This window comes from Desulfobacter sp., assembly GCA_028768525.1.
In the GTDB taxonomy this organism is placed as follows: Bacteria; Desulfobacterota; Desulfobacteria; order Desulfobacterales; family Desulfobacteraceae; genus Desulfobacter.
Map to the genome: position 1 here is coordinate 1,371,133 of CP054837.1, position 12,404 is coordinate 1,383,536.

The window sequence follows — 12,404 nt, forward strand, 5'->3', positions numbered from 1 at the left end:
CCGGGAAATGCCCCATGAATATCGCAGGCTTTCCGTCACTGCCTCACAAAAAGTTTGGCTTTGTTGGCTAATTTGGTAAAATTGAGTAGGCAGCATCAAAAAAAATGCAAGAAACATACCTTACACGAGGCAGTTCAAAACCCATAACTGTCGATATTTACAGCACTTTTCGAAACTTTTTTTCTCAGTAAAAAAAGATTGTATTTTATGAAAATAATTTCCAGATTGATACAAATATACATTCTTAAATTTGCGGGTCCCGTAAAAAGTAAAATTTAATAGTGATACCTAAAAACCGTTGGCGATGTCGATGATTGGAGGTTTCCGGCGGGGAATCCCCGATTCCACGATATGGGGTATGGCGAAAATCCAGAGTATTGAAGGATTAACTGAAACCGCTAAGGATCGCAGTGGAAAATCATTCTTTTGAATAAAGAACAGCCGGAGAAATGTGCCTGAATGGTCAGGCTGCCGTGCGGGTGGGCACTGGAATGGCGGGAGACCTGCCGGATGCCAGGACGGCATAGCCGGCGGGCTCTCCGCTGCATTCCCGGCCAGGACGACCGGGAATGCTTTAGTGGAGGCGTCTTCCCGTATCGCGGCCGGGTGATGCCTCCACCGCAAATCACAGAAACTTTGGCACCGCCATATCCATGCCCTTGCCCGGCAGTGCCATAAGTGAGGAAGTGCCGTGGGCCACGAGCGCCCCCTCCTCATCCACCACCCTTGCCTCTGCATAGGAGATGGTCCTGCCCGGGCGCAGACAGCGTCCTTCGGCTGTCAGCATTCCGTTGACCACCGGCTTGAGATAATTGAGCTTGAGATCCACGTTGACCAGGCCGTCCTCCTGGGGCAGCCGGAGAAAGGCCGCCCAGAAGGTGGCCGTGTCGATGAGGGTGGCCAGCACCCCGCCGTGGACAATGCCGTAGGGCTGAAGATGGCAGCGTGCCAGCGCCATTTCCACGGTGCAGGCGTCAAATGAAATCTCTGTTAAGGCCATGCGCATATGGCTGGGATAGGGGCTGTTTTTAACCATTGTTTTTAATTGACGGACAAACTCGGGATTGGGTGTTTTCATTGGACCCCCTCCACCCGGCAGGGCACATACCGGTGCATGGGGGTGCCCATGAGATCCCGGTTGGCGGTCCGGGTCAGCCGGTTGACATTCATGCCGTAGACCTGCCCTTCAAATTCAAAGCCGAATCCGTGGGGAATCAACACCGTCCCCTTTGCCACCTGCCCGCTGACCTGGATCTCACCGGTCTGGCTCCCCGCCGCCGTGGTCACCCTGCCCTGCTGTCCGTCTTCCAGGCCCAGCGCGTCTGCATCGGCGGGATTCAGCGCGATTGTGCAATCCCGGTGCCCCTTATTCCATTCGGGATTGCGCATCAAAGAGTTCATGGTAAACCGGGAATGGCGGCCTGCATTGAGAACCAAAGGATAGTCCCGGGGCAGTGCCAGATCCCGGGCCTCATCCCGGGGATTCAGGTCCCGGATGAAATCCGCCAGTTCCGGAATATAAATCTCCAGCTTCCCGGATTCGGTCTTGATGTCGCCCATGGGATTGTCCGTGTCCGATTTGCCGGCCCAGAACCCCTGGGGCGCATCAAGGGCGGCCTGGAAGATTTTGTCCCCCTGGAAAACATCCGCTTCAAATCCGGCCCGGGCGGCATTCTGCCGGAACTTTTCAGGGGCCGTCATGAGCATGCCCCACAACCCAGCCTTTGCGGCACTGTCCCATTGTCCTCCCAGGGTTTTGGCCAGAACAAAGGCCATGGCCTTAAAAGCCCGGGGTTCTTTTGCAGCCCAATTCATCAATTCCCCGCCAAAGGCCAGACGGTCCCCCTTTGCCGCTTCATACAGGAAATCGGGGATGTCCGGAATCAGCCCCAGGCGGTCGGCCAGGGCCGTATGGATCTGGGCGGCCTCGAGGCATTCCCCCGGGGGCGGCACCAGGGGCCGGCGCAGCTGAAGATAGACCCCGGGGTAGGACCAGGGGAAAAAGGTGGCGTCCCAGGATTCGTAATAGGACCTGCAGGGCAGGACATAGTGGGCAAGGCGTGCGGTGTCGCTCATGACCATATCGTTGACCACCAGCAGATCCAGTTGACTGAAGGCTTTTTCATATGCCTGTGTATCGGGATAAGCCCGCAGGGGATTGCAGGCCGACACATAGACCGCCCGGATCCGGTCGGGAAGGCCGGACAGGATCTCCTCGGGCATCACCGCCGCCGGGAAGGAGCCTGCCGCCGCCGGGGGCATGTCCGTGGCAACGGTCCGCCAGGTCTTGGGGTTTCGCTCGTCGGCATGGAATCCCATGGGCATGACCATGCCGGGGATCATATTCCCGCCCCGGGTCTGGAATATCCCGCACACCGCCCCCAGGATATGGAGCAGGTAGGAGTTGAGCACCGAGTGGCGGCCCATATAAATGCCCAGGTCCTGGTGGATCCCCCATTTCTGGGTGGACAGAAGCCGGCACAATTCTTCCACCTGATCGTAATCCAGCCCGCAAACCGCCAGGGCGGCCGCAACGTCAACCGTTTCAAACCAGGGGCGCACCTTGTCCCAGCCATGGACGTGGGCATCCAGATAGTCCTGGTTTTCCCCGCCCTTTTCCAGAATAATGGCAATCATGGCCTTGATGAGCAAAGCGTCGGTGCCCGGCCGCAACGGCAGGTGGATATCGGCAATAGCCGCGGTTTCGCTCTTCCTGGGGTCGATGGAGACCAGGATGCGGTCCGGATCCCTTGAAATTTCCTTGAGCACTATGGGGGCCCGGGGCATCTGGTGGCTTTCCATCCCGTTCCACCCCCAGGCCACCAGCATCTTACAATTGTCATGATCCGGCCCGGAAATATTATACTGCTTGCCCATGACCCGGCCCGTCACCCACCAATGGCTGGAAAATTCCTGGCCGGCGGATGAATAATAATATTGAGACCCCATGCCCCTGAGCAGGCTGAGTCCGAATCCCGCCTCCATGTGTCCGCCCTGGGAACTGCCCCCCATATAGGCCAGGGACCTTGGGCCGTGATCGCCCACTATTTTTTTCATCTTTTGGGCGATCTCATCCAGGGCCTGACCCCAGGAGACCCTCACAAAATTCCCGTCCACCCGTTTCAGGGGATGGGTAAGCCGGTCGGCCGGGTACTGGTGGTAAAGCAGTTTCATTCCCTTGCGGCAGGCATACCCCTTTGACCGGGGATTGTCCCTGTCCGGCTTCACCCTGGTTATCTTACCGTCTTCAACAAAAAGCTTCAGCCCGCAGTTCTGGGCGCAGAGCACACACCCGCTGGATTGCCACTCTCCCATGCTTGCCTCCTAAATATTTCCACGCTCCTGGGCCATCGTCATATAGGTTTCAAATACATTTGCCGGGGGATCATACTGGTCTGCCGCATCCTTCTGCACAACAGCCATTGCCCCGGCGGGGCATTCAGGCACGCAGACGCCGCAGCCGATACACCGGTCAAGATCAATAACGGCTACCGCTTCCACCTCAATGGCATCCATGTGGCAGCGCTGGGCACAGACACCGCAGGCCGTGCATTCATCCGCCTCCACCCGGGCATAATAATTGGTATGCACGGCTTTGGCGGGCCGGTCAATGGTTTTCAGATTTTTAAGCACCTGGCAGCAGCATCCGCAGCACATGCAGATATTGGTGGGTTTCTTGGAGTTGCCCGGCTGGAGGACCAGGCCAGCCTTCTGCCCTCTGGCCAGAATCTCCAGGGCCTCGTCGGTGCCAACGGCCCGCCCCAGCCCGTTCTTTTCATAATAATACGCCCCGGACCCGAAAGAAAGGCAGACTTCCATGGGATATTCACATCTTTCTCCCACCATCCCATGCTCTTTTCTGCAGATACAGTCCGAAACCACGATTTTGCTCTGTTCTTTTATGATTTTTTCTGCGGCCTCGTAGGGCATCACCGTATTATCCGCCGTAATCTCCTGGGATACGGGAATCACCCGAAGCTGCTTGGTCTCATGCTTGAGCCAGCTTTTATGCATGAACTGGGGCAGGTATTCATTGACCTCCCGGATCAGTCCCTCATCCAGACTTTTAAGGTGGTATTCCCAGATACCCACCACAAACTGGGACGCCCCATAGGCATTCATCTCCCCTTTGCTGTGGCGGTAAATCAACCCTTTTTGAGCCATTTCCTCCAGCTTGGGCGCCAATTCGCCCTCAGTTATTCCCATGCGGGCGGCAACCGCCCCCACAGGCTCGGGCAGCATGGTCAGCCCCAGGGTGATCCCTGCCTCTTCCCGGGAGAACAACCGCTCAAGAATCCTGATTTCAATGCCGGAATCCGTAGCCGGGTAGCCCGCCGGAAGGGTATCCAGGTGTTTTGCCAGTTTTTCGAAAACATCCGCCATATCTGCCTCCTTAATCCGTTGATGTCATTGTCTCGCTCTAGGATCGTGTGATGGTAGAACAATACGGGTTGCCCATTAAATTGAAAAGTGTCATAAATGACAAATACTATGCAAAAAAAGACTTTTAAAAGGAGAAATCATGGCCAAAATCAGCCTATGGGTCGGAGAAGGCAGCCTTGCTTCCAGCATCACCACCCTCATGGATGCATTTTCCATTGCAAATCTCTGGCAGCAGTCCATGGCACCGGAATCCCCAGGCCCCCTGTTTGAAACCGAGGTGGTGACCACCGACGGCGGCCCCATCACGGCCTACGGAAACCTGCGCATTGAAGCGGACCGTGGGGCAGCCCAGGTCACAGACACCGACTGCATCGTCATCTCCCCCATCCTGCCCAAAATCACCCCCATCCCGGAGAGTCTGCCCCAACTGGCCGGACACCTCAACCGCCTGCGGCAGAAAGGCACCACCATCGCCACGGTGTGCACCGGATCATTTGTGCTGGCTGAAATGGGCCTGCTGGACGGCAAAAAGGCCACCACCAACTGGACCTTTGCCCGGCTGTTCAGAAAACGCTATCCGCTGGTGGATCTGGCGCCTGCCTGCATCCTCACCGAGGACGATAACATCATCTGCGCCGGCGCGGCCACGGCCGTCTATAATCTGGCCATCCATCTGATTAAAAAATTCGGTTCCCAGAACCTGGCCGCAATCTGTTCCAAGGCCCTTTTAGTGGACCCCAACCGGGTCAGTCAGGCGCCCTACGCCATGTCCGCGCCCCTGCGCAACCACGGTGATGTCCAGGTCAGGCAGGCCCAGGCCATCATTGAAAAAGAATATGCCCAACTGGAAACCGTCGACCATGTGGCAAGGGAAGTGGGCATCAGCCCCCGCCATTTCAAGCGGCGGTTCAAAAAGGCCACCGGAGAGCCGCCCCTGAAATACCTTCAGCGGGTAAGGGTAGACGCGGCAAAGGAAAGGCTGGAAACCACCCGGGAAAGCATCGACAAAATCACCTGGGCCGTGGGGTATAAAGACGTGAGTTCCTTTTGCCGCCTGTTTAAACAGCATACCCAGATTTCGCCCAGGGCCTATAGGGATAAATTCTTTACCCGGGTGCCCTGGTAGCAGCGCCCCCGGAACACGATTTAAATCCGGCTGAGCCCTTCCTTTGCCTGGCTGATGATCCGTCGGTTCTTTTCCCGCAGGTCCCCGTCATCACCGGCCAGGGTATTGGATTTGCCGGCCAGGGACTTTGCCTGGGCGTATTGCCCCTGGTTCAGGCGGGCCTTTGCCATGAGGTGCCAGATCAGGGGATCACGGCCGTCTACTGCCAGGGCCCGCTCCAGGGTCCTGAAGGCGGCCTCGGGCCGGTCCTGTTTCAACTGCTGCTCCGCCTTGGAGATCATGGCATCCACCACCGCCGGACGGGCAGGACGGGGGGCGGAGGGGGAGGCGGCCGGGGGCCGGGTGCTGCCGACCTGGGGGAGGTTCTCCGGGGGCAGATGGGTTCTGGACACGGGCCTCAGGGGCGGTTTGGCGCAGGAACAGATAAAAAGCACCGCCAAAACCGGAACCAGCCGTGGGAAACGGATGAGTTGCATTTAAAAAATCTCCTTTAACCAGTCTATGAGGTATTTGGGCTTAACCTTTTCAGGTACCGGCCGGGAGGGAGAACGCCGTTGCCCGCCTGCAGTTCTGCGATAGCTGCAGGGCCGGTATTGGACCGGGCCGGATCCCTTGATAAAGGGCACGGCCACGGCACCGGGGCAATCCGGGTCGGTGACCATGCCGGACACCATATCCACGGCGGCCCATTCTATATTTTCAGGGGCGGAAAGCACCAGGGGGGTATTGGAAACCCGGGACATGACCCGGCCGAAGATCTGAAGGGCGCCGGAAGCACCGGTAAGCCCGGCCGGCTTGTTGTCGTCCCGGCCGGTCCAGGCGACAGCCAGGCGGCTGCCGGTGAATCCAGCAAACCAGCTGTCCCTCAGATCGTTTGTGGTCCCGGTTTTTCCGGCCGTGCCCATGGATTTGGGCATCCATTTTTCCAGGGACCGGCCCGACCCCTGGTCCACCACGGCCTGGAGGATTTTGCTCACCAAAAAGACCGCCCCGGGATCCAGGCGCTGGTCAATGGAGAGGGGATACCGGCTCAGGGCCTGCCCCCGGGGGGTGTATACCGCCCGGATGGATTTAGCCGGGATATAAAACCCACCGGCCGCCAGGCAGTGGTAGAGCTGGGCCACCTGCATGGGCGACATCTCCAGGCTTCCCAGCAGCATGGAGGGCAGCAGGGTTCCCCTGGGCGTGTATCCCATCTTTTCCAGGGTCGCGCCGATCCGGTCCAGCCCCAATGCCATCCCCAGCCGCACCGCCGAGGTGTTGTAGGAATTGACCAGGGCCCTATAAAGCCGGACCTGCCCGTGGAATTGCCTATCAAAATTCTGGGGCCGCCAGATACTGCCGTCGGGATTTTCCACCGCCACGGCTCCGTCATCCAGGGGGGTGAGCATGGTATATGCTTCCGGCTGTAAAAGCGCGGTCAGGTAAATGGCCGGTTTCACCAGGGAGCCGATGGGCCGCCGGGCATCCAGGGCCCGGTTGAATCCCTTGTACCTGAAGTCCTTTCCACCCACCAGGGCCTGGATCTCATTGGTGGCCAGGGAGGTGACCACCACCCCGGCGTCCAGATGACGGTTCCGTCCTTTCAGGAATCCGGCGGTGCCCGCCTCCGCTGCCAGCTGGACCTGGGGATCCAGGGCCGTAAATATCCTCAGTCCCATGGTTTTCAGATCTGCCTCATGGTACTCCGTCATCAGCCGGCGCTTGACCAGATCCAAATAATAGGGGAATGGAGAATGCCCCCTGGCTTCTTTTTCTACAACCCCTAAAGGAGCGGCCAGGGCTTTTTTGAGAATCTTATCTGAAATCAGCCCTTGGCCGGCCATGACATGGAGGACCACATCGCGTCGGGCCCGGGCCGCCTTGGGATGGCGCCGGGGATGATAGGCCGACGGCCCCTTGAGCAAGCCCACCAGCAGGGCGATTTCCCGGGGCTGCAGGCTTTGGGGGGATTTCCCGAAATAAAATTGTGAGGCCAGACCGAACCCGTGGATCGCCAGCCTGCCGTCCTGTCCCAGATAGACTTCATTCATATAGGCTTCCAGGATGTCCTCCTTGGAAAACCTTCGCTCCAGGGCCAATGCGGTGACGGCCTCGTTGACCTTGCGGGTGAGGGTCTTCTCCCGGGTCAGGAAAAAATTGCGGGCCAACTGCTGGGTCAGGGTGGACGCCCCCTGGGTGAGCCGCCCCTTTTTCAGGTTTACGGCCACGGCCCGGAGTACGGATTTGGGGTCGATGCCATGGTGGGTGTAAAAATTACGGTCCTCCACTGCCACAATGGCCTTGGCCAGAAGCGGGGGAAACGCATCCAGGTCAACCAGAATCCTGTCTTCCTTAGAATCAGGATAAAAGCTGCCGATGACCACAGGGTCCAGCCGGGCCAAATCGGCATGGGAATCAGCAGCGGACAATTTGCCCGGCCGCTGGAGCCCGTCCACCACCCCCTCTTTGATCCGGAACCGGATCCGCCGGGGATCACATTTTTCATCGCCGAAATCAAAGGCACGCAAATACAGGCGGAACAAGCTTCCCGTTCTCTGATAGGTGCCGGGGGCCTCTGGTTTTTCCCCCGCTGCCCTCCGGTATCCCATCAGGGCCAGTTCCTTTTCAAACCGGCCGGAATCCAGGTGCATGCCCTCGTACACTTCCATGGGCCGGGCGTAGACCCGGGCCGGCAGTTCCCACAGCCGTCCCTGGAACCGTGTCTGCACCAGGGTGTCAAAATGGTTGTAATATATAAATCCTGCGGCCCCGGCCGCCGCAACACCCAACACTAAAATAAACCGCAGCAATCTTTTCATATCATTTGTCCGTATCTGCCCCCAATTCAATTGCCATTCAATACCATATCCGAAAAAAATAAGCAGCCCCGTGCCATTTTCCTTGAAAAGCGCAAACCATTCATTATAGTTAATCCTATGAAAATACCATATCTATACATATCCGCCGTTTTACTATTCCTCGCCATGGGACTGAACTTATTGTCCCCGGAAACGGGCCGGGCCCAGAGCGGAATGCCGGAGATGGTTCTGGACCGGGCCGTGATCTGCGAGGCCATGGAGAACTACCAGCCGGTAAACCCGGCCGTGATTTTTTCCATGGCCCGGGGGGAAGTCTTCTGCTTCTCGGAATTCAATCCGGTCCGGGTCAAAACCCATATTTTCCACAAATGGTACAAGCAGGACAAACTGATTTTCACCATGCGCCTGGTCCTTAGCCCGCCCAAATGGTCGTCTTTCAGCCGGATCCAGCTCAGGGACGCGGACAAGGGCCCCTGGCGGGTGGAAATCCAGGACAAGGCCGGCCATATTTTAGAAACCCTTAGGTTCAGCATTTCGGATTAACCACCTATGGAACAGGTTTTTTATTCCCTTCCGGGCTTCCGCTGGCAGGACGCCCTGGACATTTTGTTAAACGCCTACATCCTGTTCAGGCTATATGTGCTGTTCAGGGGCACCAATGTATTCCGGGTGCTCCTGGTGGTCTGTCTGCTTTGGGTGCTGCACCGCAGTGCTGGGTCCATGGGCCTGGTCATCACCAACTGGGCCATGCAGGGGGTGATCACGGCCGCCACCTTCATCATCATCATTGTATTCAGGAACGAAATCTCCGCCGTGATCCAGACCCGGGATTTCAAATCCTTTTTCTGGGGCATCCCCAGGCACCAGCGCAACACCCCGCTGGACATCATCATTGACAGTGCCGCGGATCTGGCGGAAAAAAAGATCGGGGCCCTGATCATCCTGCCCCTCAAACAGGGAGTGGACAACATTGTAAAAGACGGGGTACTGCTCCAGGCCAACCTCTCCCGGGAGATGCTCACCTCAATCTTCTGGCCGGACAATCCCCTCCACGACGGGGCCGCCGTGATCCAGGGCGACCGGATAACCCGGGCCGGCGCCATCCTGCCCCTCACCAGCCGGCGGGACCTGGCATCGGCCTACGGCACCCGCCACCGGGCCGCCCTTGGGCTGACCGAATCCTGTGACGCGGTCGTCCTTGTGGTTTCCGAGGAGCGGGGACAGATCTCCCTGGTCAAAGACAATGAAATCCATCCCATCCGCCGGACAACGGATGCCAAACAGGCCCTCAAAGCCATGCTGACCCGGCATGCGGGAAACGAAGCCGAAGCCAGGGGACTGAGGCGCCAGGCCCGGGAACTGGCCGTGGCCGCCACCCTCTGCCTTCTGTTTACCTCGGGGCTCTGGTATTATTTTTCCAGGGGAATGGAAACCCTGGCCACCCATGAGATCCCCATTGAATACACCAACCCGGATCCCAGGCTGAAACTGACAAAGGCTTCGGTCTCCGGCGTCAAACTGCTGATTTCCGGGGCCAAGCCCCTGATCAACGCCCTCAAGCCCGAACAGGTAAGGGTCAAGCTGGACCTGGCAGATGCCTCAACGGGCATTAACACCCTGGCCGTGACAAGGGAGAATATCCTGCTGCCCCCGGGCATCCGCCTTAAAAGCATCGATCCCGCCAATGTGGAAATCACCCTGGACGCCCTGACGGAAAAGAGACTGCCGGTGCAGCCGGACTGGACGGGCAAACTGCCCGAGGGCTATATCATGAAGGGGGCCAGGGCCATTCCGCCGGAACTGACGGTCATGGGCGGGGAACTGGCCCTGAAAAATCTGGCCACGGTATTCACGGAAAAAATAGACCTCAGCAGGCTGAAGGACTCCGGCGTGGTCTCTGTGGGCCTGAAGCTGAATTCGCCGGGCCTGAAATTAAAAGACAGGGAATCCATCCAGGTGCAGTACTTTGTATCTCCGAAAACCGAACAGAATTAACCCATGCGATTAACCCAGGAGCAGCGGGCAATCGCAGACTGCGATCTGGCCCCCGGAGAGACACTGAAAATCATGGCCTTTGCCGGCACGGGCAAGACCACCACCCTTGAGGCCTACACCCGGAAACGGCCGGACCTGCGCTTTTTGTATGTGGCCTTCAATAAAAGCGTCCAGACCGAAGCAGCCAGAAAATTTCCGCCCAATGTCACGGCCCGGACCACCCATGCCCTGGCCTTCAGGGCAAAAGGATTTAAATACAAAGACCGCCTTACCGCCGGTTTCAGGGCCAACCAGGTCATGGAGGCCCTGGCGTTAAAACAGTACGAAGACGCCCGGTTTGCAACGGATACCCTCAACAATTACCTGGTCTCCGCCGATCCCAAAGTCGCGGCCGGCCATATCCCGGCTGCCGCCCGGGCCTTTTACCGGAAAAACAGCCTTCCCATGCCCGACCTGGTCGCCCTGGCCAACCGCCTGGGCCGGATCATGTGCGAGGGAAGCCATCCGGATATCGGCATGCTCCACGACGGATACCTCAAGCTCTTTCAATTGTCCGCCCCATTGCTGGATTACGATTGCATCCTCCTGGACGAGGCCCAGGACATCAACCCGGTCACGGCGGCCCTTGTCTTCTCCCAGGCCGACCGCCCCCCCCAGCCCGGCGCACGGCAGCCCTCCCTTATCCTGGTGGGGGACAACCACCAGCAGATCTACAGTTTCAGGGGGGCCAAGGACAGCCTTAAACGCTTTGAGGCCGCCCGGACCCTCTACCTGACCCAGAGCTTCCGGTTTGACAATAATGTGGCAAAGGTCGCCAATATGGTGCTGGCCACCTTTAAAAAGGAGAGCAAGCCCCTCACCGGCACCCCGGTGCCCCGGAAAGCCCCCTGGAATCCGGCACACTACACCGTCATTGCCCGGACCAATGCCGTGCTGTTTGACAAGGCGGTCTCTTTAATGAAAAACCACAGCATCGGTTTTGTGGGCGGGGCGGGCGGCTACCGGTTTCCCGGGCTGAAGGACGTTTTTTATCTTTACAACAGGGAGAAAGGCCAGATACGGGATCCCTATATCAGAGGCTTCCAGAACTTCAAGGCCCTCCGCTCCTATGCCAGGACCGTGGAGGATTTTGATCTGCTGAGCCGGTGCAGGATGGTAGAAAAATACAGGTCCCGGATCCCGGGCCTGGTGGACCGGGTTCTGGAAAAGGCAGAAGCCTCTGACACCGGCAACCCGGTCATCCTGCTGACCACGGCCCACAAGGCCAAGGGCCTTGAATGGCAACAGGTTCTGCTCATGGATGATTTCGCCCCCCTGATGAAGGAGGGCCGGCCCGTTGCCCCGGGGGCCACGGCACCGGACGAGTTCAATCTCATCTACGTGGCCATGACCCGGGCCCAGGTCCACCTGCGCTTCACCCGGGGCAGCGATATCCCCGAATTCGTGAAATACTGTCTAAAAAAGAATAATTAAATCTTACTTTGGCGCCCAGAACGGAGCGACGGCGGCTTCCTTGATTTCAACGGTTTCCCATACCTTGCCCCTGACATAGGCCTCGTTGTCCAGCCATTCCTTTTCCAGGGCCTCTCTGGACTCAAATTCGCAGACAATCATGGAGCCGGCCATTTTTCCCTCGTCATTGAGAATGGCGGCAGCATAAAGCCAGTTGCCGGATTCGTGCATTTTTTTGGCCGTTTCAAGGTGTTCCTCCCTGGCGGCCATTCTTCTTTCCAGGGCATTTTCATCCGTGCCGTCCCGGCCGATTACGATAAACTGCATCTTCTTCTCCTGAAATTTAAAGTCCTTTCATTGCAGGAAGAATCACCTTCTCCCCCATGAAACTGATGGTGATATTCTGGGTGTCATTTCCCCAGACGCATTTTTTGGCACCCAGGGCGGCATCGCATGTATCGGGTTCGCCGATGATGTCCACCACCTCGTCATAGCCCATGCCCATCTTGATTTTGTCAAAATTTTCCCGGGTGATCTTTGAACAGCCAAAAAAAACCGCGGCACACACAAACACAGCGATCAGCCAATGCGCGAATTTCATGTCAGATTTCCTTTTCATTACCGTTTCAGGGCATGTTGCCCTGTTT

11 protein-coding genes are annotated in these 12,404 nt (G+C 57.8%); 4 read left to right on the plus strand and 7 right to left on the minus strand.

Going from position 1 to position 12,404, the window contains the following annotated elements; genetic code table 11:
- Positions 1-625: 625 nt before the first annotated feature.
- Genes HUN04_06295 through HUN04_06305 form a run of 3 tightly spaced genes read right to left on the minus strand, consistent with a single transcriptional unit; the run spans position 626 to position 4,383 of the window.
- Entirely contained in the window at positions 626-1,078 is a 453-nt protein-coding gene (locus tag HUN04_06295) for a PaaI family thioesterase (GenBank protein WDP89353.1), read from the minus strand.
- Positions 1,075-3,315 (minus strand): molybdopterin-dependent oxidoreductase, encoded by a 2,241-nt coding sequence (locus HUN04_06300; protein ID WDP89354.1) that lies wholly within the window; start codon positions 3,313-3,315, stop codon positions 1,075-1,077. Before HUN04_06300 ends, HUN04_06295 begins: the two co-directional genes overlap by 4 nt.
- A 9-nt stretch (positions 3,316-3,324) precedes the next feature.
- The gene (locus tag HUN04_06305; GenBank protein WDP89355.1) at positions 3,325-4,383 is read right to left on the minus strand and encodes a 4Fe-4S binding protein; all 1,059 of its coding nucleotides are present in this window, start codon (positions 4,381-4,383) and stop codon (positions 3,325-3,327) included.
- 139 nt (positions 4,384-4,522) lie between these two features.
- On the opposite strand from HUN04_06305, the gene HUN04_06310 reads away from it, so the two are divergent.
- Positions 4,523-5,509 (plus strand): helix-turn-helix domain-containing protein, encoded by a 987-nt coding sequence (locus HUN04_06310; GenBank protein ID WDP89356.1) that lies wholly within the window; start codon positions 4,523-4,525, stop codon positions 5,507-5,509.
- A gap of 20 nt (positions 5,510-5,529) precedes the next feature.
- On the opposite strand, the gene HUN04_06315 is transcribed toward HUN04_06310, so the two are convergent.
- Both HUN04_06315 and mrcB read right to left on the minus strand, forming a co-directional pair.
- The gene (locus tag HUN04_06315; GenBank protein ID WDP89357.1) at positions 5,530-5,985 is read right to left on the minus strand and encodes a tetratricopeptide repeat protein; all 456 of its coding nucleotides are present in this window, start codon (positions 5,983-5,985) and stop codon (positions 5,530-5,532) included.
- Positions 5,986-8,310 carry a penicillin-binding protein 1B gene (mrcB, locus tag HUN04_06320; GenBank protein WDP89358.1) on the minus strand — a complete coding sequence of 775 codons (2,325 nt, stop codon included), beginning with the start codon at positions 8,308-8,310 and terminating at the stop codon, positions 5,986-5,988.
- 117 nt (positions 8,311-8,427) lie between these two features.
- Here mrcB and HUN04_06325 point away from each other — a divergent pair, with 117 nt between their 5' ends.
- From HUN04_06325 to HUN04_06335, 3 genes are read left to right on the plus strand one after another with little or no spacing between them, the layout of a single operon-like run.
- Positions 8,428-8,853, plus strand: a complete 426-nt coding sequence (locus HUN04_06325; protein WDP89359.1) for a DUF2914 domain-containing protein — start codon at positions 8,428-8,430, stop codon at positions 8,851-8,853.
- 6 nt (positions 8,854-8,859) lie between these two features.
- Positions 8,860-10,305, plus strand: a complete 1,446-nt coding sequence (locus HUN04_06330) for a DNA integrity scanning protein DisA nucleotide-binding domain protein (protein ID WDP89360.1) — start codon at positions 8,860-8,862, stop codon at positions 10,303-10,305.
- 3 nt (positions 10,306-10,308) lie between these two features.
- Positions 10,309-11,778 carry an ATP-dependent helicase gene (locus HUN04_06335; GenBank protein WDP89361.1) on the plus strand — a complete coding sequence of 490 codons (1,470 nt, stop codon included), beginning with the start codon at positions 10,309-10,311 and terminating at the stop codon, positions 11,776-11,778.
- A gap of 3 nt (positions 11,779-11,781) precedes the next feature.
- On the opposite strand, the gene HUN04_06340 is transcribed toward HUN04_06335, so the two are convergent.
- Positions 11,782-12,084, minus strand: a complete 303-nt coding sequence (locus HUN04_06340) for a hypothetical protein (protein WDP89362.1) — start codon at positions 12,082-12,084, stop codon at positions 11,782-11,784.
- A gap of 16 nt (positions 12,085-12,100) precedes the next feature.
- Complete coding sequence (locus HUN04_06345; GenBank protein ID WDP89363.1) at positions 12,101-12,358, minus strand: DUF3862 domain-containing protein; 258 nt, start codon at positions 12,356-12,358, stop codon at positions 12,101-12,103.
- Between the last annotated feature and the right edge of the window lie 46 nt (positions 12,359-12,404).

Coding starts and splice junctions, on each gene's coding strand:
- HUN04_06295 (WDP89353.1), bottom strand. CDS start 1,078: ATGAAAACACCCAATCCCGAGTTTGTCCGTCAATTAAAAACAATGGTT.
- HUN04_06300 (WDP89354.1), bottom strand. CDS start 3,315: ATGGGAGAGTGGCAATCCAGCGGGTGTGTGCTCTGCGCCCAGAACTGC.
- HUN04_06305 (WDP89355.1), bottom strand. CDS start 4,383: ATGGCGGATGTTTTCGAAAAACTGGCAAAACACCTGGATACCCTTCCG.
- HUN04_06310 (WDP89356.1), top strand. CDS start 4,523: ATGGCCAAAATCAGCCTATGGGTCGGAGAAGGCAGCCTTGCTTCCAGC.
- HUN04_06315 (WDP89357.1), bottom strand. CDS start 5,985: ATGCAACTCATCCGTTTCCCACGGCTGGTTCCGGTTTTGGCGGTGCTT.
- mrcB (WDP89358.1), bottom strand. CDS start 8,310: ATGAAAAGATTGCTGCGGTTTATTTTAGTGTTGGGTGTTGCGGCGGCC.
- HUN04_06325 (WDP89359.1), top strand. CDS start 8,428: ATGAAAATACCATATCTATACATATCCGCCGTTTTACTATTCCTCGCC.
- HUN04_06330 (WDP89360.1), top strand. CDS start 8,860: ATGGAACAGGTTTTTTATTCCCTTCCGGGCTTCCGCTGGCAGGACGCC.
- HUN04_06335 (WDP89361.1), top strand. CDS start 10,309: ATGCGATTAACCCAGGAGCAGCGGGCAATCGCAGACTGCGATCTGGCC.
- HUN04_06340 (WDP89362.1), bottom strand. CDS start 12,084: ATGCAGTTTATCGTAATCGGCCGGGACGGCACGGATGAAAATGCCCTG.
- HUN04_06345 (WDP89363.1), bottom strand. CDS start 12,358: ATGAAATTCGCGCATTGGCTGATCGCTGTGTTTGTGTGTGCCGCGGTT.